Here is a 19,525-nt window from a genome sequence, read left to right as displayed (position 1 = left end):
CTCCTCATGCGGCACGGAGACTGCCGCGCTGCAAGGAGGATGCTTCGATGCACAACAGGCTTCTCAAGGGCCTCACCGCGGTGGTCGTCGCCGCGACGATGGCGCTCGCGTCACCGGTGCTGGCCCGTGGCGGCGGTGGTGGCGGCCATGGCGGCGGCTTCGGCGGCGGAGGTCACGGCGGCTTTGGCGGTGGCGGCCATTTCGGCGGCGGCATGCACGCGGGCGGCTTCGGCGGCATGCATGTCGGCGGCATGGGCGGCGCCCGTTTCGCCCATGCCGGCGGTCCCGCCTTCGGCGGCGCGCGTTTCGCCCATGCGGCGATCGGGCCGCGCTTTGCCGGCGCCGGCTGGCACGGCCATCACGGCTTCTTCCGCCATCACCACTTCCGTCGTTTCGCCGTCTTCGGCGCGCCTTTCCTCTATGCCGGCTACGATGACGGCTGCTGGCGCAGGAACTGGACGCCCTGGGGATGGCGATGGGTCAATGTGTGCGGAGACTACTGGTAGTCGCATCGCCGTACCGCACCATTGTCGCGATCGCCATCGGGCAGTTCCGCTCAGCCCCGGAACGGGATAGTCTGGTGGCGATCGTCGCGCGGAGTTTTGCATGACCGGAGGTCACCGCCGCATCCTGGTCGTCGAGGACGATCCGGAAACCGCAGGCCAGCTCGTCGAGGAGCTGACGACCTCCGGCTATGACGTCGACCTCGCCGCCACCGGGCGCGAAGCCCTGAGCCACGGCGCCGCGCGCGACTATGCCGTGATCACCATCGACCGCATGCTGCCCGACATCGACGGCATCACCGTGATGCGCCAATTGCGCGACGACGGCATTGCCGCCCCCTTCCTGATCATCTCCGCGCTCGGCGAGGTCGATGATCGCGTCCGGGGCTTGCGCGCCGGCGGCGACGACTATCTCGTCAAGCCGTTCTCCTTCATCGAGCTGCTGGCCCGGCTCGAAGCCCTCGGGCGGCGCAGCGACACCATCGCCAAGGAGACGCTGCTGCGCGTCGGCGACCTCGCCGTCGACCTGATCGCACGGGCCGCCTTCCGCCGCGGCCGCAAGATTCCGTTGCTGCCGCGCGAGTTCCAACTGCTCGAATATCTCGTCCGCAACGAAGGCCGTGTCGTCTCCCGCGCGATGCTGCTGCAGCATGTCTGGGACCTGCATTTCGATCCCTCCACCAACATCATCGACGTCTATGTCGGACGCGTCCGCCGCAAGGTGGACGATGCGCAGGCCTATCCGCTGATCCACACCATCCGCGGCATCGGATATTGCCTCCGTGCTCCTGGCTAACACGCTTCGTTCCTCGACCTTCCGCCTGGCGCTGATGGCGATCGCCGCATTCGGGCTGATCGTCGCGGCGATCATGGCCTACGTCTATGTCGGGACGCTCGCCTATGTCGAGCGCCAGCTCGGCGCTGCCGTCGATCATGACGGCTTCACCGGCATGATCGAGCTTGCGATGGTCGCTGTCGCCGTGCTGCTCCTCGCCCTCGCCGGGCTTGCGGCGGTGCTGGTGACACGGCGCACGGTCGGCCGTATCGAGGAGATCAACGCCACCAGCCGTGCCATCATGCTGTCCGGCCTCGACCGGCGCATCCCCTTGCGCGGCAGCCACGACGAGTGGGACCGTGTCGCCGAAAATCTCAACCAGATGCTCGACCGCATCGAGACCCTGATGGGCGAGGTCAAGCAGGTCAGCGACAACGTCGCCCATGACCTGCGCACGCCGCTGACGCGCATGCGCGGCCGGCTGGAGAAAGCCTATCATGCCCCGCGCAACAGCGCGGCCGATGCCGGCCTGATCGGCGATACCATCGCCGATCTCGACGCCGTGCTCGGCATGTTCGCCTCCATCACCCGCATCTCGGAGATCGAGACGCGGGCCCGTCGCAGCGCCTTTCGCGCGCTGAACCTGACGGAAATCGCAGGCGAGGTGGTCGAGCTCTACGACGCGGCGGCCGAGCAGGTCGCGACGCAGCTCGTTCTGGAGGGAGATCGCGAGGTGCCGGTGACCGGCGATCGCGACCTCTTGTTCGATGCCGTCGCCAATCTCGTCGACAACGCGATCAAGCACGGCTGCAAAGGCGGGCAGGTGACGGTGACCTGCCGCAGCGCCGACGGCGGCGCCGAGATCGCCATCGCCGACGACGGTCCGGGCATTCCCGCTGAACAACGCGAGCACGTCTTCAAGCGGTTCTACCGGCTCGAGCAGAGCCGCTACACGCCGGGCAACGGCCTCGGTCTCAGCCTCGTCGCCGCGGTGGCGCGTCTTCATGGCGCCGAGATCGCGTTGCACGACAATGCGCCGGGCCTGACGGTCCAGCTCCGCTTCCCCAAGACCTCGGCACCATAAGGCGCGTCAGAGCTCGATCACGCCGCGGCGCGCCGCGTGGGCCACTGCATCGGTGCGACCGGTCGCATCGAGCTTGTCGAGCAGCGAGCCGACATGGAATTTCACGGTGTGCACGGAGATGCCGAGCCGCCGCGCGATCATCTTGTTGGAGGCGCCCTCGGCCATCAGCGCCAGCACGTCGAGTTCGCGCTGCGTCAGCGCGATGTCCGCGGGCATGCTTCGCACATCGCGGGCGACGATCGCCGCGGTCGCCTGCTCGCCGGGTACAGCGAGGCGAATCCCGGCGACATTGCCGAGCAATGCCGCCAGGCGATCGGCCAGCGCGGGATCGTCGATCTCCAGCGACAATACGATCTCGGCCGTCTTGTCCGCGCTCACGCCTCCGGCCTTTCGCCGACCGTGACCTTGAAGCTGACCGGCTCGCCGCCGCGGCGGACCGCGACATCGACGATTGCGCCGACACTGGCCGGACCCAGTGTCCGCGACAGAGCGCGCACGCCCGACAGCTTCTGGTCGTTGACGGCCACGATCACGTCGCCCTGGCGGATGCCGGCCGCGGCCGACGGACCGGCCTTGTCGACATTCATCACCATCGCGCCGACGCCGTCGTCGAGCTGCACCGGCTGCAGCCCGAGGCCGAGATAGCCGCGGGCGATGCGGCCGCGTGCCTCGAGCTGCGGCGCGACGCGTTCGATCGTCGCGGCCGGTATCACCAGCACCCGCCGCGGTCCGAGCACCGCCATGCCGAAGGCGCTACCCGATGCGTCGAGCGCGAGGCCGCCCTGCTGGCTGCCGCCGAGGCGGACGTCGAGCTCGATCCGGGCGTCGATGTCGCCACCGCGTAGGGAGCGCCAGCCCTTGCCGGACGCCGAGACCATTCCGAGCGCGGCGCTCGGCGCCTCGCGGTGGGTGGCGACCACGATAGACAACGCGCCGAGCGGCGGCACCGAGGCGTCCAGCTTGATCGGCGCGAGCGCGATGTCCGCGCGCAGCAGCGCGATGTCGGTCGTATGGTCGCGGCCGGCGATCGTGGCGGCGACCCGGCTGCCGTCGGCGAGGCCGATCTCGACCTCGCCCTCGTCGGCCAGTACCTCGTCGGCGGTGACGATGAGCCCGCTCTTCCAGACGAAGCCGGTTGAGCGGGAGCGATGCGAATGCACGGAGACGACGGACGGCGCGGCGCGCGCCACCACGTCCGCGAGCGCGGACGACAGCGAGGACAGAGGAGTTGAGTCGGTCATGGCGAGCTCCTGAACGTTGTCCTCAATCTGGGATGTCGCGGGCGATTGCGAAACTGGCCGGGTGGCCAGGATTCGAACCAGGACGGGCCTCCGTAGGACCACGGCCGACGAACATGTGATTGGGAGCCCCTCACGGGAACGTGTAGCTATCACGAAATTGCGCCCCATGGCCTCAAGGATTTCAGCGAGCCTCGCCCGATGACCATCGACCTCACCCGCCGCACCCTGCTTCAACTTGCCGGCGCCAGCTCGCTCGCGATGGCGGCCGCCGCGGCCGCGCGCGCCGAGGGCAACCCGCAAGGCGGTGGCCCGACCTATGCCAGCCGGACGCCGATGCGGGTCGGCATGGTCACGCTCCGGGTCAAGAATCTCGACAAGGTCGCGGACTACTACCGTGACGTGATCGGGCTCACCGTGATGGAGCGCTCGTCGGCGACCGCAAGGCTCGGTACGGCCGGCATCACGCTGCTGGTACTGGAGGCCCGTCCCGATGCCGCGATCGAGCAGCGCACCGCCGCCGGCCTCTACCACACCGCCTTCCTGATGCCGACGCGCAAGGACCTTGCGCGCTGGCTGGTGAACGCGGCCGCGCATCGCGTCAAGCTGTCGGGCTTTGCCGATCATCTCGTCTCTGAATCCGTCTATCTCGACGACCCCGAAGGCAACGGCATCGAGGTCTATGCCGACCGCGATCCCTCGCAATGGCAGTGGAGCGAGGGCAGCGTGAAGATGGCGACCGACGAGCTCAACATCCCCGACCTGCTGTCGCTGACCAATACGCGCGTCCCCGACTATGCCAGGGCGCCGGACGGACTGCGCGTCGGCCACATGCATCTGCGCGTCGGCGATCTCGCCGAGGCCGAGCGATTCTATCACGGCACGGTCGGCCTCGACCCGACCCGCAAGCGTAACGGCGCGGCGTTCCTGTCGTCGGGGCGCTATCACCATCACCTCGGCATGAATGTCTGGCAGAGCGAGGGTGCCGGCCAGCGCGACGATTCCGCGACCGGGCTCGCCTGGTTCTCGCTGGTGATGGCGAAGCAGGAGCTGCTCGCCGCCCAGGAAGAGCGCCTGCGCAAGAACGGCGTGAAGGTCACGGCGCTTGCCGATGGCCTGGAGGCGATCGATCCCTGGGGCACACGGGTGCGCTTGCTCAAGGTTTGATCGCCGGGGCGGGCATTGCTAATACCTCCGGGGTTCGAGCCTCCGGAGCCCCGACATGTCCGAATTCCACGGCGTTTTTCCCTACCTCGTCTCCCCCGTAGATGCCGACGGCAACGTTCGGACGAACGTGCTCGCAAGGCTCTGCGACGATTTGATCGGCGCCGGCGTGCATGGACTGACGCCGCTGGGATCGACCGGCGAGTTCGCCTACCTCAATGCGGCCCAGCGGAGCGCGATCGTTCAGACCACGATCGAAGCGGCGAAGGGCCGCGTGCCTGTCGTGGCCGGGGTCGCCTCCAACTCGACCGCGGATGCGGTGGCACAGGCGAGGGCGTATCAAAAACTCGGTGCCAACGGCATCCTGGCGATCCTGGAAGCCTATTTTCCGCTGACTGATGCCCAGGTCGAATCCTACTTCCGCGCCATCGCCGACGCCGTGGACATTCCCGTCGTCATCTACACCAACCCGCAATTCCAGCGCTCCGACCTGACCCTCGACACCATTGCGCGCCTCGCCGAGCATCCGCGCATCGGCTACATCAAGGACGCCTCGACCAACACCGGCCGGCTGCTCTCGATTATGAACCGCTGCGGCGATGCCCTGCGCGTGTTCTCGGCCTCTGCCCACATCCCGGCCGCGGTGATGCTGATCGGCGGCCTCGGCTGGATGGCGGGCCCTGCCTGCATCATCCCGCGCCAGAGCGTTCAGCTCTACGACCTCGGCAAGGCCGGCCGCTGGGACGAGGCCATGGCGCTCCAGCGCAGGCTGTGGCGCATCAACGAGGCCTTCGCCCGCTTCAACCTCGCCGCCTGCATCAAGGCGGGCCTCGCCATCCAAGGCTACGACGTCGGCGATCCCGTCCCGCCGCAGGCCCCGCTGACATCAGATGCGCGCAAGGTCGTGGAAGCGGCGCTGCGGGAGCTGGCCTAGGCCTCTCGGCATTCGTCATGGCCGGGCTTGTCCCGGCCATCCACAATCTTTCAGGCCGCACCAAGAACGTGGATGCCCCGGGACAGGCCCCGGGCATGACGAATCCGTGGGTTCGTCGTCCAAAACCGCGGCTGGCATGCCTCCGATCGATCCGCTAAAAGGCTGCCCGCAGTTTCGAAAAGACCCTGAGGACCCCACGGAATGAACATTCTTCCCGGCAATTTGCGTTTCGGAGCGGGCCAGCCCGTCAAGCGTTTGGAAGACCAGCGGCTGCTGACCGGGAAGGGGCAATTCATCGACGACAAGCCGGAGGATGGCGCGTTTTGGTTGCATGTGCTGCGCTCGCCGCATGCGCATGCCAGGATCGTCTCCATCGACACCAGTGCTGCGGCCGCGATGCCGGGCGTCGCCGCGGTCTACACCGGTGCCGACCTGATCAAGGACGACATCGGCACCATCCCGACCCTGAGCATCTTCAAGCGCCCCGACGGCAAGCCGATGACGGTGCCGCCGCGCCGCCTGCTCGCCCATGAGATCGTGCGCTATGCCGGCGAGGCCGTCGCTGCGGTGGTTGCCTCCTCGCGCGCGGACGCGCAGAGCGCGGCGGAAGCGATCGTGGTCGAATACGACGTGCAGCCCGCGGTGGTCGATCCCGTCGAAGCGGTGAAGCCCGGCGCGCCCGTGGTGTGGCCGGAGGCGCCCGACAACATTGTGGGTGCGATGAGCTATGGCGATGCCGCCAAGGCGGACGAGGCGTTCGCCAAGGCCGCGCATACCGTCGAGCTCGACATCGTCAGCCAGCGCCTGGTGCCCTCGGCGATGGAGCCGCGCTCCACCATTGCCGAGATCGACAAGAAGACCGGCCGTCTGCTGCTGCATGTGCAGTCGCAGACCCCGGCCTCGACCCGCGACGTGCTGGCGGAAGCCGTGCTCAAGCGTCCCAAGGACAGCGTGCGCGTGCTGGTCGGCGACATCGGCGGCGGCTTCGGCCAGAAGACCAACCTCTATCCCGAGGACGGCATCGTCGCCTACGCCGCCACCAAGCTGAACAAGAAGATCCGCTGGCGCGGCGACCGCACCGACGAGTTCGTCGGCGGCACCCACGGCCGCGATCTGACCTCGACGGCGTCGTTCGCACTCGACGAGAAGGGCAAGGTGCTGGCCTATCGCGTCAAGTCGATCGGCTGCACCGGCGCCTATTCCTCGGGCGCGGCCAACATCATCCCGCTGGTGCTCGGGCCGTTCGTGCAGACCGGCGTCTACGACCTGCCGCTGGTGCATTTCGAGGTGCAGTCGGTGATGACCCACACCGCGCCGGTCGGTGCCTATCGCGGCGCCGGCCGTCCCGAGGCGGTCTTCATCGTCGAGCGTCTCTTTGACGCGGCGGCGCGAAAGATCGGCATGGATCCGCGTGCGATCCGGAAAGCGAACTACATCAAGCCGGGTCAGCTGCCCTACACCAACGCGGCCGGACAGGTTTACGATTCCGGCGCCTTCGCCCACATGCTCGATCGCGCCGTGAAGCTCGCCGACTGGGACGGCTTTGCCGCGCGCAAGAAGGCTGCGAAGAAGAAAGGCCTGCTCTACGGCCGCGGCCTCACCTCCTACATCGAGTGGACCGGCGGTCGCGCGCACACCGAGAAGGTCAGCCTACATGCGACCTCGCAGGGCCGCGTCGTGCTGCATTCCGGCACCATGGCGATGGGGCAGGGGCTGCAGACCACCTACACCCAGATGATCTCCGACACGCTCGGCATTGCCATGGACAAGATCGACGTCGTCCAGGGCGACACGGATATCGCCATGGGCTTCGGCAGCGTCGGCTCGCGCTCGCTGTTCGTCGGCGGCACGGCGGTCGCGGTCTCCTCCAACGACCTGATCCAGAAGGCGCGCGAGAAGGCGGCCAACGTGCTGGAGACCTCGGTCGAGGACATCGAGTATCAGGGCGGCATGCTCACCGTGGTCGGCACCGACCGCCGCATCAGCCTGTTCGATCTCGCCGAGAAGGAAGGCGGCGCCAAGCTCAGCGTCGATTCCGAGGGCGAGGTGGACGGACCGAGCTGGCCGAACGGCACCCATATCTGCGAGGTCGAGATCGATCCGGAGACCGGCGTCTCCAAGGTCGTGCGCTACACCACCGTCGACGACGTCGGCGTCGCCGTGAACCCGATGCTGGTTACGGGGCAGATCCATGGCGGCGTCGCGCAGGGCATAGGCCAGGCGCTGTATGAGGGCGTGTCCTACGATGCCGACGGCCAGCTGCTCACCGCGAGCTACCAGGACTACTGCATCCCGCGCGCCGACGATGTTCCCGCCATCGTGGTGACGCTGGACGATTCCGCGCCCTGCCGCACCAATCCGCTCGGTGCCAAGGGCTGCGGCGAATCCGGCGCCATCGGCGGCCCGCCTTGCGTCACCAACGGCGTGATGGACGCGCTCGCCGAGCTCGGCATCACCCAGCTCAACACCCCCCTGACGCCGCAGAAGATCTGGCAGGCGATCAGGGAGGCGAAGGCGGGTTAATTACATTCGGCTGTTGCCTCAAATTCAGTGTCGTCCCGGCGAAGGCCGGGACCCATAACCACCGAACCCAGTTTGGCGAAGACTGGTCATGACCATCTCGCGCCACACCCCGTCTGCGGCGTATGGGTCCCGGCCTTCGCCGGGACGACAGCAGAGAATGAGGCGGCTGCTGGGGCTAAATCCCCAGCATCATCTTCGCAATAATATCGCGCTGGATCTCCGACGTGCCGCCGAAGATCGTGTAGGCCCGCCCGTTGAGATATTCCGGCACCACGGTCAGCATGTCCTCGGGCGTCGCCGGCTCGTGGTTGAGCTTGTAGAGCGGCCGCATCGGCTCGACGGCGAGGGCGTCGTGCCCGATCACGTCGACGCCTAACCGCGTCACGGCCTGGCGGATCTCGCTGTTGCGCAGCTTCAGGATCGACGACACCGCGCCGGGATTCTGCCCGGTCTGCAGCGCCGAGAGCACGCGCAGCTCGGTCATCTCCAGCGCATCGATGTCGACCTCGACTTCTGAGATGCGGCTCGCGATATCGGGGCTGTCGATCGCGCGGCCGGTCAGGTCGGACTCGGCGAGCTCGGCGATCGCCTTCAGTCCCTCGCGCAGCTTGGCGGAGGCGATGCCGGAGCCGCGCTCGAACTCGAGCAGATATTTGCCGTAGGTCCAGCCCTTGCCCTCATCGCCGACGCGGTTGGCGACCGGCACGCGCACGTCGTCGAAGAACACCTGGTTGACCTCGTGGTCGCCGCCGATGGTGAGGATCGGGCGCGTGGTGATGCCCGGCGTCGTCATGTCGATCAGGATGAAGCTGATGCCGTCCTGCTGGCGCTCGCCGTCGCTGGTGCGCACCAGCGCGAACATGCGGTTGGCGTGGTGGGCATGCGTGGTCCAGATCTTGGTGCCGTTGATGATGTAGTCGTCGCCGTCGCGTACCGCGCGCGTCTTCAGCGAGGAGAGATCGGAGCCCGAGCCCGGCTCGGAATAGCCCTGGCACCAATAGTCCTCGCCGGAGAGGATACGCGGCAGATAGAAATTCTTCTGCTCCGGCGAGCCGAAGCCGATGATGACGGGGCCGACCATCTTCACGCCCATGACGTTCACATTGGGCACGCCGGCCCGCGCGGACTCGGTCTCGAAAATCCAGCGCTGCGCCGGCGTCCAGTCGGGGCCGCCATATTCGACCGGCCAGCCCGGCGCGCCCCAGCCCTGCCTGTGCAGCGCGCGCTGCCAGGCCATGCCGATATCGGGGTCGGAGAACACCGACGGCGTCAGCGCGGTGGCGCGCTTCATCTCGTCGGTGAGATTTTTGGCGATGAAGCCGCGCACCTCGCTCTGGAAGGCGCGCTCTTCGGCATTGAACGTGAGGTCCATGATGCGCTCCTCCTGTCAGGCGGGCACGGATGTGCGGCCAAGCTGGGCGTGGCGGGCATAGTGATGCGCGCTGCCGCCGAACAGCGTGTCGAAGGCGACGAGGCGCTTGAAATAGGCGCCGACCTCGAGCTCCTCGGTGACGCCCATGCCGCCGTGAAGCTGGATCGACTGCTCGCCGACAAAGCGCGCGCATTTGCCGATCTTCGCTTTCGCGCCGGAAGCCGCCCGTGCGCGATCCAGTGGCGGGCTCTCCACCTTCAACGCCGCCCGCAGCGCCATCGAGCGTGACTCGTCCACCTGCATCGCCATGTCGGCGAGGCGATGGCGGATCACCTGGTTGGCGGAGAGCGGCCGTCCGAACTGTTTCCGGATCTTGGTATATTCCAGCGTGGTGTCGAGCAGCGTCTGCATGATGCCGACGGCTTCCGCACCAAGCGCGGCCATGGCGCGGTCGACGGCCCATTCGATCGCGGGCAGGGCGTCGTGTCCGTCGCCGAGCAGCGCGTCGTCCGGCAGCTCCACGCCTGACAGATCGATGTTGCAGGCCCGGCCGCCACCGAGGCGCTGATAGTCGCTGATCGAAAGGCCTGGTGCGGTCGCCCGCACCAGGAACAGTCCGATCCGTCCCGAAGGGCCGTGATGATCATGGATCAGCGCCGACACGATGATCTCATCGGCGGCGTGACCGTCGAGCACCGCGATCTTGCTGCCGGCAAGGCGCCAGCCCTGCGCCGTCTTGTTCGCGGTGGCCGCGACCTTGGCAAGATCGAACCGCGCGGCGCGCTCGGAATGCGCAAAGGCCAGCTTCAACGAGCCGTCCGCGACCTTCGGCAGGATTGCCTGCTTCTGGGCTGCACTGCCGCATCGATCGATCAGCGCCGCGCCCAGCACCACCGTTGCCACATAGGGCTCCGACACCAGCCCGCGGCCGAACGCTTCCATCAGGATGCCGATCTCGACCGCGCCACCGCCGAGCCCGTCGAACTCCTCGGGGATCGGCAGCGCGAGCCAGCCGAGCTCGGCGAACTGCTTCCAGACCGCCGGACTGTATCCGAGCGGATCGTTCGCCATCTTGCGGCGGTGATCGGCATCGTAGCTCCCGGCTACAAAACGCTCCACGCTTTCGCGCAGCAGCTTTTGCTCGTCGCTGAGGTTGAGATCCATAGTGTCTACTCCGCGGCCGCCGGCGGCTTGCGCACGGAGGGATGCAGGCCGGATGGATCGACGATCATGCCGAACTCCTGGAGATTGTGGGCGTGACAGAGCTGATGCAGCGCAAAGGCCTGGTCGATCGCGGCGGGCTGTCCCATCACGTCGACCGAGCGGTTCACCGCTTCCTTGGTGAGCTTGAGCGCGAACGACGGCTTCGATGCGATCCGGCGCGCCAGCTCCAGCACGCGCGCCGACAGCTCCGCACGCGGCACCACCTGGTTGACCATGCCGAGCTGATGCGCTTCCTGCGCGCTCCAGCTGTCGGCTGTGAACAGGAACTCCTTGGCCTTCCGCGCGCCCAGCTCCCAGGGATGCACGAACCATTCGACGCCGCAGACGCCCATGGCGACGACAGGGTCGCAGAACTGCGCATCGTCGCTGGCGACGATGAGATCGCAGGCCCAGGCCAGCATCAATCCGCCCGCGATGCACTTGCCGTGCACCTCGGCAATGGTCGGTTTGGCCAGATTGCGCCAGCGCCGCGTGATCTGGAGATATATTTCCTGCTCGCGCGCGAAGCGGCCATGGGCGTTGGGTTCGGCAAAGCCGCCCCAATTTCCGATCGGCGGAAAATCTGTGCCTGCGCCGTTCTTGCCGCCGGGGCGCAGGTCGTGACCGGAGGAGAAGTGCGGCCCGTTGCCGGCGAGGATGATCACCTTGACCGCGTCGTCCTGCACCGCTTCGTCGAAGGCGGCATTGAGGTCGTAGGTCATCTGCAGGTTCTGCGCGTTGCGCGCCTCGGGCCGGTTCATCACGACACGGACGATCGCCGGCTCCGGCCTCTCCACGAGGATGGTCTCGAACGAGCTCATCGCGTTCCCCCTGGCGTTTTTCGTCTTGTTGCCGAGAGTTGACTATGTCGCCTGCGGATAGGCAAGAGGCTTGCGTAAATCGGCTGCTTTTCGCGCTCAATCTGCTACCTTGCGCCAGATTCCACCGGGAGAAATTTAATGCGCAAGATCCTGACCGTGCTGGCGGCGCTGGCCTCGCTGAGCCTGACCAATTGCGGCTACAACGCAATCCAGAGCGAGGACGAGCAGATCAAGGCGAACTGGTCCGAGGTCGTGAACCAGTATCAGCGTCGCGCCGATCTGGTGCCCAACCTCGTCAACTCGGTGAAGGGTTTTGCCCAGCAGGAAAAGGACGTGCTGCTCGGCGTCACCAATGCCCGCGCCAAGGTCGGCAGCATCCAGGCGACGCCGGAGGTCTTGAACGACCCCGCCGCGTTCCAGAAGTTCCAGGCCGCCCAGGGCGAGCTCTCCAGCGCGCTGTCGCGGCTGCTCGTGGTCACGGAAAACTACCCGCAGCTCAAGTCGGACGCGCTGTTCAAGGATCTGATGTCGCAGCTCGAGGGCACCGAGAACCGTATCACGGTCGCCCGCAACCGCTACATCAAGGCGGTGCAGGACTATAACGTCACCATCCGCTCGTTCCCGTCCAACCTCACTGCGATGGCGTTCGGCTACAAGGAGAAGCCGAATTTCTCGGTCGCGAACGAGAAGGAGATATCGACCGCGCCGAAGGTGGATTTCAACCCGGCGCCCGCGCCGTCGAAGTAAGCGCGCGCCGTTTCGCGAATGCGCTTCACCCCACCCAAAACTGTCATTCCCCGCGAAGGCGGGGAATCCGGTACGCCGGGGCTTCTCCGTATCGCTCTGGCGTCTCTGGAATACTGGATCGCCCGGTCAAGCCGGGCGATGACACTGAGTGTATGGCTTGTTGTCGCGCTCTTCGCTTTTGCTTTCCCCGCCTTCGCCGACGTCGCCGTCCCCCAGCTCACCGGCCGCGTGGTCGACCAGACCGGGACACTGTCCAGCAGCGACATTGCCGCGCTCACGCAAAAACTGCGCGATTTCGAGACGCGCAAGGGCAGCCAGGTCGCCGTCCTGATCGTGCCGACGACGCAGCCGGAGACGATCGAGCAGTACGCGATCCGCGTTGCTGAGGCCTGGAAGATCGGTCGCAAGAAAATCGACGACGGCGCGATCCTCGTCGTCGCCAAGAACGACCGGCATTTGCGCATCGAGGTCGGCTACGGCCTCGAGGGCGCGCTCACCGACGTCACCTCGCGGCGGATCATCGACGAGATCATCACGCCGAAATTCAGGACCGGCGATTTCGGCGGCGGCATCTCCGATGGTGTCGATCGCATGATCAAGGTGATCGACGGCGAGCCGCTGCCGGTTCCGTCTCCCACGGTGAATTTCGGCAATATCGACGATCTCGCGCCGCTCTTCATCGTGACATTATTCGCCTCCCTCGGTGTCGGCGGGTTCTTCCGTGCCATGCTGGGGCGGCTGGTCGGATCATTGGCGACCGGCGGCATCATTGCGGTGCTGAGCTGGATCATTCTCGGCTCGGCCGCGCTGGCGCTGGCGCTCGGCGCCGTCGGTTTCGTCATCGGGTTCATTGCCGATCTGTTTTCTGCAATGGGGCCAGCCACGCGGTCGTCGCGCGGGGGCTCGTGGTCGAGCGGCTCGTCGGGAGGCGGCTGGAGCAGCGGATCGTCGAGCAGTGATAGCGGCAGCTTCAGCGGCGGGGGCGGCAGTTTCGGCGGCGGCGGCGCCTCGGGGAGCTGGTAGCGGTCATGAGCATCAAGCGCATTGCCACGCATCTCGTGCAGCACCATTGGCGGGCCAGGCAGATCTTCCCGCAAGCCGTCCTCGACCGCATCGAACAGGCGATCCGGCAGGGCGAGAGCACGCATTCCGGCCAGGTCCGCTTCGTGGTCGAAGGCGCGCTCGACGGCGGCTCGCTGTTCCGCAACCAGCCGGCGCGCGAGCGGGCGCTCGACGTGTTCTCGCATCTGCGCATCTGGGACACTGCGCACAACAACGGCGTCCTCATCTATCTCCTGCTCGCCGACCGCGACGTCGAGATCATCGCCGACCGCGGCATCGACGCTAAGGTGGGCGGTGAAGGCTGGGAGCGCATCTGCCGCGCGATGGAGGCCGAGTTCGCCTCCGGCCGGTTCGAGCAGGGTGTGATCGGCGGCATCGCCGCAGTGTCGCGCGAGCTGGCACGGCATTTTCCGCCGCAGGGCCCGCATGCGAACGAGCTGCCGGATGCGCCGGTCGTGATGTAGTCCGCCGCTCTAGCCACCGTCATTGCGAGCGCAGCGAAGCAATCCAGACCGTCCGCTGAGGCGAGACTCTGGATTGCTTCGTCGCTTCGCTCCTCGCAATGACGGCGTGGGAGGCCGCGCGCCCCACCCATTGCGCCGCCGTTCATCTTCGCGGTGACAAACTGTTTCACGCTCGCCACACCGGTTCCACTTTCCCGGCCCAATTCGGCCCCGGAAGAGTTCCTAAAATTTCGGTTAGTGGGTCCGAAGGTAAGGATTTCGCAAGCAATGAAAGTTACCAAAAGGTCAATCCAGACTGGAGTATTTGAGCCGTGAGCGAACCAATGTCCGAGCAGGCTGCCCAGGATTCCGGTGTTGTCGACGCCGCAGCGCCGCAGGCCGTAGAAGCTGCTGCCGGTATCGAGGCCCCCTCGATCGCCCCCGACCATGAGACGCTGCCCAAGCCCGATCCGGTCAAGGCCGAGGCCCCCAAGGTCGAGCCGCCGCGGATCGAGGTGCCGAAGTTCGAGGCCAAAGCCGAAGCCAAGCCCGAGCCGAAGCTGGGCAAGCTCATCGTCATGCCTCCGGCCGACCGCGCCTGGGAGCGCGAGGAGTTTGCTCCGCATGCCAAGGCAGACGCGCCGCGCGAGACCGGCAGCACGCGTCGCCTGTCCGCGATGGCCGCCGTGGTGGCGATTGCCGCAAGCGTAGGTGCCATCAGCGGTGCGCTGGCGACTGCCGGCATGATGCATTTTGCTGCCCCGGCCGCCGCGCCGGTGCAGGTCGCCGACACCAGCGCGCTGGATGCGTCCGTCGCGCGGATCGATGCAGACCTCGTCGCGCTCAAGGCGAATGTCGAGCACAGCACAAAGACCGGCCTCAGCCAGTCCAACCGTGCCAATGACCGTCTCGACAAGCTCGAGAAGGCGCAGGCCGAGCCGATGGCCAAGCTGGCAAAACTGTCCGAGACCGTGGACAAGCTTCGCGCCACGCCGCCCGCAGCCCCTGCGCAGGCCGCCGCTGCACCCGCCAGGGAGACCACCGGCTCGATCGCGCCGGCGCAGGTCGCGACCGCTGCTGTCGCACCGGCTCCCGTTCCCGCCGCACCCAAGACCGATGTCGGACGCCTGCCGACGCTCGAAGGCTGGCGGCTGCGCGATGTCGCCAATGGCGGCGCGTTGATCGAGGGCCGCGATGGCCTCTACGAGGTCTATGCCGGCGACCCCATCCCCGGCGTCGGCCGCGTCGACGCGATCCGCCGTCAGGACGGCCGCTGGGTCGTCGTCACCAGCAAGGGCCTGATCGTCGCGCGCTGAGCTGTCGATATTCGACTTTCGAAGAGGCGCTTCACTACCATGTGAGGCGCCTTTTTACTTGAATAGGTGTCCCTGCGCGGTGTTACCTCAGGCATGAGCCGCGCGTTGCGAATTCTCCTTGCTGCCGTCGTGTTGTTGGCCGGCACTGTCTCGCTTGTCGCAGCGGAGAGCGCGCCGCTGACGCGCGGCACCGCAATCACCGATCCCGCCCTCCTGCGCAGGCTCGACGAGCAGGATACTTTGACGATCTCGCGTCTGCTCTGGCCGGAGCGCAACGCGAACTTTCCGCTGACGACCGATCTGCTGTTCTCCTCGTTGCCGCAGCTCAAACAGATTCCCCCTGCGATCGACGCGGAGTTCGAGCGCTACGTCGCGCAGCAGAAAGCGGCCTGGCCGACCGAGACCATCGGCGTCGGTGAAGGCTTTGACGTGCAGCTGTTCGACCGCGCCAACCTGAAATCCCCCGACACGCGCTTCGTGCTGGCGGGGATCGTCAACCGCATGGACCGCGCCTATGTCTCGGAAGAATCCTGCGGCGAGATCCGGCTGATCTACCGTCTCGCGCGCATCGAAGCCAAGCCCGACGGCAGCAGGACCGGAACGCGCCTGCCCATGACGTTCAACCTGGTGCTGAAGGCGCGCGATGCGCGCCAAATGGATGCGAACGGCAAGCCGCTCACCTGCGCCGAGGTCGCGCGGCGCTGGCTCGACAACGGCGACTGGCAGGGATTGATCGGCGGCGGCGTCCATCCCACCGATGCGATGCTCGACCGCATCGAGACCAACATCCAGATCTCGATCGCGCCGAAATCGGCGCTGCACGATTTCCGCTCCGACTATCTCTTGAAGGTGTTCAAGTACAATTCCGCGACGAAGACCTTCGAGGAATCGACGCTGGAGAACCAGATCGACCGTGACCGCATCCTCGCCGACGATGATCTCCGGCGCGACTTCAAGGCGTGGCTGCTGACGCCGGAAAACCTTCGCGAGTTCGATCGCGGCACCGTCCTCATCCCCGAAAAATTTCTCGCCAGTGCTGCGGTCGTGCCGACGCCGGCGGGCCTCGATGCTTCGGCGATGCAGCCGGAGTTCGGCTTGATGCAGGGGGAAGAAAAAGGGCAAGGAAAAGAACAAGGAAAAGAACAAGGCAAGGACAGCCCGGTTTTCACCGACAACGACGTGGTCGGTGCGCTGAAGCAGGCCGCGGCGCGCGGCGAGTTGCAGAACATCCGCTCGGTCGCGGGCTTCCAGCGCCGCCTCAACGACGTCACCTGTGCCGGCTGCCACCAGACCCGCGGCATCGGCGGCTTCCATTTCCCGGGCGTCGACTGGCTGGCGGACAAGCCGTCGAATTCCACCATCGTGCCGGCCTCACCGCATTTTATCGGCGACCAGCTCCGTCGCCGCGGCATCCTGACTGCATTCGCCACCGGCAAACAGCCTGATTTCTCACGTGGATTTGCCAGCCGGCCGCAGACCCGCGGCAGCGCCGAGCTCGCCGGCACCGAGTATCAGGACGGCTGGGGCGCACATTGTTCCCTGGAAAATGCGGGATCGGGAACGCGGGACAAGAGTTTTACGTCATGGAGCTGTGCTACAGGCTTGACCTGTCAGGCTGCCGCGGCCTCGCGCCGCATCGGCATGTGCTTCATCAAGACGCGTTAGCGTGTGATCCGGAAAGTCTTCCGGAGAGATCACGCGCAAGATAACACCCGATTGCGATTTGGATGACCCATGACGGACACCAGCGAAGCCAACAAGGAGCGCAATCGCGAGATCGCGCGCAATGAGGAAGCCAAGCAGATCACCGGCAGCGTCCGCGTCAGCACCTGGGCGGTCGCCGTGGTCGTCATCGTCGGCGGAATTTTGTTCACGCTGGGCTGGCTGGCGCTGAGGTGATCTTCCTTACCTCGCCCCGCTTGCGGGGAGAGGTAGGATTGCATCGAAGATGCAATCCGGGTGAGGGGGTACAGGTCTATCGATGAATCTCGCTCGCGGAGAGAAGCCCCTCACCCCGACCCTCTCAGCGCGAGCGAAGCTCGTCGCGCCCCCGTAAGAACGGGGAGAGGGAGAAGAAAGAACCTCCCTCACTTCGCGTAATTCGTCATCCGCTTGCCCGGCAGCAATTCATAGGCCGGCTTCCAGCCGGGCAGCGTCGCCATGCGGCCGAGCCAGGCATGGATCGCGGGATGGCTCGCGGCGAAATCGAAGCCGTGCTCGTCGCTCGGATAATGCAGATAGGCCATCATCGAGATATCGGCGACCGTCGGCCTCGCGCCGATCGCGAAGGCGTTGTGCTTGAGATGTCCGTCGAGAATGCCGAGGAAGTCGTCGAGCCGGCGGCGGAAATGCTTCAGCACCTGCGGATCGTTCTTCTCGGTGAAGGCGCGCATGAAGCGATAGGTCGCCATGTAGCCGGTGAGCTTGTGGTTGTCCCAGAACAGCCAGCGCAGCAGCTCGAACTTTTCCGCCTCGCTCTCCGCGCCGAAGCGGCCATATTGCTCGGCGAGCTTCAAGAGGAGCGGCGCGGTCTGCGTCATCTTCACGCCGTCGATCTCGAGCACCGGAATTTCGCCCATTTCGTTGACGGCCGCGCGCCATTCCGCGCTGCGCGTGACGCCGCCGCCGAAGTCGGTCCACACCGGCTCGAACGTCTCGCCGCAAAGCGTGAGCATCAGCGCCAGCTTGTAGCTGTTGCCGGATTCGGGGAAGTAGTGCAGGCGGTAGCTCGGCATGGGACCTCGCGGCATTGGGGTGTTGCCAATGTTATAGCGAGCTCGTCCAGCATCGTCATTGCGGGCGTAGCGAAGCAATCCAGCAATGCATCTGCTCAACGTCGTCCCGGCGAAGGTCGGGACCCATACCGCGTGATTTCCCGATGCGGTCGGTGGCAATACCGAACGACGAATCTTCGCCAAACCACTCCCTGTGGTTATGGGTCCCGGCCTTCGCCGGGACGACGGCGGTGTGTGCGGCGCGCGTTCCCGCCCTTACCCGACCGCGCCCTTCGACCGCAGCTCCCTGATCGCCTTCTCGTCGTATCCCGCGCCACGCAAAATCTCGTCACTGTGCTCGCCGATTGCGGGCGGCTTGCGCGGCTGGACCTTCTTGGCGCCGTCGATCCAGATCGGGCTGGAGATGGTGAGCATGGTGTCGTTCTCGAACGGCACCAGCACCTCGTTGTCGAGCATCTGCTTGTCGTTCGGAATGTCGTCCATAATGCCGACGATGCCGAACACCAGGCCATTGCCGTCGAGAATCTTGCGCCATTCGGCGAGATCCCTGGTCGCGAAGGTCTCGTCGAAAATCTTGATCAGCTCGACCGAACGGGCATGGCGATCGGCCTTGGTGGCGAAGCGGGGATCGTTGATCAGGTCTTCGCGTCCGAGGCACTTGGCGAGCGTCGGAAACTGTTTCTCCTCGCTGAGCAACGACAGGATCAGCCAGCGGCCGTCCTTGCACTGGTAGTGATTGGCGACCGCGTTCAGCGCGCGCTCGCGGGGGCGCCGCTCGGCGAATTTGGCGCCGCAGAGCTTGGCCTGCGCCAGCACGCTCGCCGCCCATATGCCATTCGCCATCAGGTTGGAGGCGACGTGCGATCCCTTGCCGGTCTTCTCGCGCTGATAGAGCGCGGTGACGATGGCGCCGTAGAAGGCCATGGCGCAGGGATGGTCGCCCATGCCGGCGACCGAGCGGGCCGGCGTGGTGTGGGTGTCGGCGCGGACGAGGTCCATCAGGCCGGATCGCGCCCAATAGGCGTTGCTGTCGAAGCCGGGCTTGTTGGCCTCCTCGCCCTTTTCGCCATAGCCGGTGAAGGAGGCGTAGATCAGCCGGTCGTTGAGATGGGCGAGGTGGTCATAGGTGATGCCGAGCTTGGTGCGTACCGGCGGCGGCATGTTGGTGATGAAGACGTCGGCCTCTTCCACCAGCTTGTAGAGCACGGCCTGCGCCTCGGGTTTGGCGAGGTCGAGCGCGATGCTCTTCTTGTTGCGGGCTTCCAGCAGCCACGCGTAGTTGTGCTCACTGCTCGGATAGCCGGGAATGTTGGGCAGATTGCGGTAGGGGTCGCCGGCGCCGGGCGGCTCGATCTTGATGACGTCGGCACCGAAATCCGACAGCACGGTCGCGGCCGCGGGCGCTGCGATGAAGCTCGCGCAGTCCAGAACCTTCAGCCCCGCAAAAATGCCCTTGTCCATCGCGGCGTTGCTCCCTCGCTCTTGTTGTTTCCCGCGCGCTGGAATGTTCTGCGCGGAACATCGTGGGGAGCATTAGACCGATGTTTTGCCGGGATGCAACGGCGCCCGGCGCAGGGCGGTAATCTGTCATCCTGAGGTGCGAGG

Annotated in this window: 19 protein-coding genes; 12 read left to right on the top strand and 7 right to left on the bottom strand. The window is 66.2% G+C overall.

Features of this window, described 5'->3' with window-relative positions:
- Nucleotides 1-47: 47 nt before the first annotated feature.
- The 3 genes from A7X65_RS34820 (at nt 48) to A7X65_RS34810 (ending at nt 2,362) form a co-directional block, all read left to right on the top strand.
- Complete coding sequence (locus A7X65_RS34820; RefSeq protein WP_063693932.1) at nt 48-506, top strand: hypothetical protein; 459 nt, start codon at nt 48-50, stop codon at nt 504-506.
- A 100-nt stretch (nt 507-606) separates the two neighbouring features.
- Nucleotides 607-1,299: a response regulator transcription factor gene (locus A7X65_RS34815; protein ID WP_063693931.1), complete on the top strand. Its 693-nt coding sequence runs from the start codon at nt 607-609 to the stop codon at nt 1,297-1,299.
- Entirely contained in the window at nt 1,286-2,362 is a 1,077-nt protein-coding gene (locus A7X65_RS34810; RefSeq protein WP_063693930.1) for a sensor histidine kinase, read from the top strand. Before A7X65_RS34815 ends, A7X65_RS34810 begins: the two co-directional genes overlap by 14 nt.
- A gap of 6 nt (nt 2,363-2,368) precedes the next feature.
- Here A7X65_RS34810 and A7X65_RS34805 read toward each other — a convergent pair whose 3' ends face one another.
- Entirely contained in the window at nt 2,369-2,740 is a 372-nt protein-coding gene (locus A7X65_RS34805; RefSeq protein WP_063693929.1) for a response regulator transcription factor, read from the bottom strand.
- A complete protein-coding gene (locus A7X65_RS34800) occupies nt 2,737-3,603 on the bottom strand; it encodes a S1C family serine protease (RefSeq protein ID WP_063693928.1) in 867 nt (288 codons plus the stop codon). Before A7X65_RS34800 ends, A7X65_RS34805 begins: the two co-directional genes overlap by 4 nt.
- A 198-nt stretch (nt 3,604-3,801) precedes the next feature.
- Here A7X65_RS34800 and A7X65_RS34795 point away from each other — a divergent pair, with 198 nt between their 5' ends.
- The 3 genes from A7X65_RS34795 (at nt 3,802) to A7X65_RS34785 (ending at nt 8,221) form a co-directional block, all read left to right on the top strand.
- On the top strand, nt 3,802-4,767 hold the full coding sequence (locus A7X65_RS34795) for a VOC family protein (protein WP_063693927.1): 966 nt from the start codon (nt 3,802-3,804) through the stop codon (nt 4,765-4,767).
- Nucleotides 4,768-4,822: 55 nt separating this feature from the next.
- Complete coding sequence (locus A7X65_RS34790; protein WP_063693926.1) at nt 4,823-5,698, top strand: dihydrodipicolinate synthase family protein; 876 nt, start codon at nt 4,823-4,825, stop codon at nt 5,696-5,698.
- 201 nt (nt 5,699-5,899) lie between these two features.
- Nucleotides 5,900-8,221 carry a xanthine dehydrogenase family protein molybdopterin-binding subunit gene (locus A7X65_RS34785; protein ID WP_063693925.1) on the top strand — a complete coding sequence of 774 codons (2,322 nt, stop codon included), beginning with the start codon at nt 5,900-5,902 and terminating at the stop codon, nt 8,219-8,221.
- Nucleotides 8,222-8,396: 175 nt separating this feature from the next.
- Here A7X65_RS34785 and A7X65_RS34780 read toward each other — a convergent pair whose 3' ends face one another.
- The 3 genes from A7X65_RS34780 to A7X65_RS34770 are packed head-to-tail and all read right to left on the bottom strand — an operon-like array spanning nt 8,397 to nt 11,617.
- Complete coding sequence (locus tag A7X65_RS34780; RefSeq protein ID WP_063693924.1) at nt 8,397-9,593, bottom strand: acyl-CoA dehydrogenase family protein; 1,197 nt, start codon at nt 9,591-9,593, stop codon at nt 8,397-8,399.
- Nucleotides 9,594-9,608: 15 nt separating this feature from the next.
- Nucleotides 9,609-10,757: an acyl-CoA dehydrogenase family protein gene (locus A7X65_RS34775; protein WP_063693923.1), complete on the bottom strand. Its 1,149-nt coding sequence runs from the start codon at nt 10,755-10,757 to the stop codon at nt 9,609-9,611.
- A 5-nt stretch (nt 10,758-10,762) separates the two neighbouring features.
- Nucleotides 10,763-11,617, bottom strand: coding sequence for an enoyl-CoA hydratase (locus A7X65_RS34770; protein ID WP_063693922.1), 855 nt, complete (start codon nt 11,615-11,617; stop codon nt 10,763-10,765).
- 138 nt (nt 11,618-11,755) lie between these two features.
- Between A7X65_RS34770 and A7X65_RS34765 the strand changes: the two genes are divergently transcribed.
- The 6 genes from A7X65_RS34765 to A7X65_RS42925 all read left to right on the top strand — a co-directional run bounded on the left by A7X65_RS34765 (nt 11,756) and on the right by A7X65_RS42925 (nt 17,084).
- Nucleotides 11,756-12,364 carry a LemA family protein gene (locus A7X65_RS34765; RefSeq protein WP_063693921.1) on the top strand — a complete coding sequence of 203 codons (609 nt, stop codon included), beginning with the start codon at nt 11,756-11,758 and terminating at the stop codon, nt 12,362-12,364.
- Nucleotides 12,365-12,502: 138 nt separating this feature from the next.
- A complete protein-coding gene (locus A7X65_RS34760; RefSeq protein WP_063693920.1) occupies nt 12,503-13,387 on the top strand; it encodes a TPM domain-containing protein in 885 nt (294 codons plus the stop codon).
- 5 nt (nt 13,388-13,392) lie between these two features.
- Nucleotides 13,393-13,890, top strand: coding sequence for a TPM domain-containing protein (locus tag A7X65_RS34755; RefSeq protein WP_063693919.1), 498 nt, complete (start codon nt 13,393-13,395; stop codon nt 13,888-13,890).
- 323 nt (nt 13,891-14,213) lie between these two features.
- Nucleotides 14,214-15,185 (top strand): hypothetical protein, encoded by a 972-nt coding sequence (locus tag A7X65_RS34750; protein WP_063693918.1) that lies wholly within the window; start codon nt 14,214-14,216, stop codon nt 15,183-15,185.
- A gap of 93 nt (nt 15,186-15,278) precedes the next feature.
- Nucleotides 15,279-16,850 (top strand): hypothetical protein, encoded by a 1,572-nt coding sequence (locus A7X65_RS34745; protein WP_063693917.1) that lies wholly within the window; start codon nt 15,279-15,281, stop codon nt 16,848-16,850.
- A 69-nt stretch (nt 16,851-16,919) separates the two neighbouring features.
- A complete protein-coding gene (locus A7X65_RS42925) occupies nt 16,920-17,084 on the top strand; it encodes a hypothetical protein (RefSeq protein WP_167358330.1) in 165 nt (54 codons plus the stop codon).
- Nucleotides 17,085-17,272: 188 nt separating this feature from the next.
- Here the strand turns inward: A7X65_RS42925 and A7X65_RS34740 are convergent, their stop codons facing one another.
- Both A7X65_RS34740 and A7X65_RS34735 read right to left on the bottom strand, forming a co-directional pair.
- The gene (locus tag A7X65_RS34740) at nt 17,273-17,920 is read right to left on the bottom strand and encodes a glutathione S-transferase family protein (protein WP_063693916.1); all 648 of its coding nucleotides are present in this window, start codon (nt 17,918-17,920) and stop codon (nt 17,273-17,275) included.
- A gap of 255 nt (nt 17,921-18,175) precedes the next feature.
- Nucleotides 18,176-19,381, bottom strand: a complete 1,206-nt coding sequence (locus A7X65_RS34735) for a CaiB/BaiF CoA transferase family protein (RefSeq protein ID WP_063693915.1) — start codon at nt 19,379-19,381, stop codon at nt 18,176-18,178.
- Between the last annotated feature and the right edge of the window lie 144 nt (nt 19,382-19,525).

Source organism: Bradyrhizobium stylosanthis, from assembly GCF_001641335.1.
Taxonomy (GTDB): Bacteria; Pseudomonadota; Alphaproteobacteria; order Rhizobiales; family Xanthobacteraceae; genus Bradyrhizobium; species Bradyrhizobium stylosanthis.
This window is presented reverse-complemented; position numbering and strand designations above follow the sequence as displayed.

Excerpts from the sequence above, each read along its gene's own strand:
- A7X65_RS34820 (WP_063693932.1), top strand. The coding sequence starts at position 48 with ATGCACAACAGGCTTCTCAAGGGCCTCACCGCGGTGGTCGTCGCCGCG.
- A7X65_RS34815 (WP_063693931.1), top strand. The coding sequence starts at position 607 with ATGACCGGAGGTCACCGCCGCATCCTGGTCGTCGAGGACGATCCGGAA.
- A7X65_RS34800 (WP_063693928.1), bottom strand. The coding sequence starts at position 3,603 with ATGACCGACTCAACTCCTCTGTCCTCGCTGTCGTCCGCGCTCGCGGAC.
- A7X65_RS34795 (WP_063693927.1), top strand. The coding sequence starts at position 3,802 with ATGACCATCGACCTCACCCGCCGCACCCTGCTTCAACTTGCCGGCGCC.
- A7X65_RS34790 (WP_063693926.1), top strand. The coding sequence starts at position 4,823 with ATGTCCGAATTCCACGGCGTTTTTCCCTACCTCGTCTCCCCCGTAGAT.
- A7X65_RS34785 (WP_063693925.1), top strand. The coding sequence starts at position 5,900 with ATGAACATTCTTCCCGGCAATTTGCGTTTCGGAGCGGGCCAGCCCGTC.
- A7X65_RS34780 (WP_063693924.1), bottom strand. The coding sequence starts at position 9,593 with ATGGACCTCACGTTCAATGCCGAAGAGCGCGCCTTCCAGAGCGAGGTG.
- A7X65_RS34775 (WP_063693923.1), bottom strand. The coding sequence starts at position 10,757 with ATGGATCTCAACCTCAGCGACGAGCAAAAGCTGCTGCGCGAAAGCGTG.
- A7X65_RS34770 (WP_063693922.1), bottom strand. The coding sequence starts at position 11,617 with ATGAGCTCGTTCGAGACCATCCTCGTGGAGAGGCCGGAGCCGGCGATC.
- A7X65_RS34765 (WP_063693921.1), top strand. The coding sequence starts at position 11,756 with ATGCGCAAGATCCTGACCGTGCTGGCGGCGCTGGCCTCGCTGAGCCTG.
- A7X65_RS34760 (WP_063693920.1), top strand. The coding sequence starts at position 12,503 with ATGACACTGAGTGTATGGCTTGTTGTCGCGCTCTTCGCTTTTGCTTTC.
- A7X65_RS34755 (WP_063693919.1), top strand. The coding sequence starts at position 13,393 with ATGAGCATCAAGCGCATTGCCACGCATCTCGTGCAGCACCATTGGCGG.
- A7X65_RS34750 (WP_063693918.1), top strand. The coding sequence starts at position 14,214 with ATGTCCGAGCAGGCTGCCCAGGATTCCGGTGTTGTCGACGCCGCAGCG.
- A7X65_RS34745 (WP_063693917.1), top strand. The coding sequence starts at position 15,279 with ATGAGCCGCGCGTTGCGAATTCTCCTTGCTGCCGTCGTGTTGTTGGCC.
- A7X65_RS42925 (WP_167358330.1), top strand. The coding sequence starts at position 16,920 with ATGACGGACACCAGCGAAGCCAACAAGGAGCGCAATCGCGAGATCGCG.
- A7X65_RS34740 (WP_063693916.1), bottom strand. The coding sequence starts at position 17,920 with ATGCCGAGCTACCGCCTGCACTACTTCCCCGAATCCGGCAACAGCTAC.
- A7X65_RS34735 (WP_063693915.1), bottom strand. The coding sequence starts at position 19,381 with ATGGACAAGGGCATTTTTGCGGGGCTGAAGGTTCTGGACTGCGCGAGC.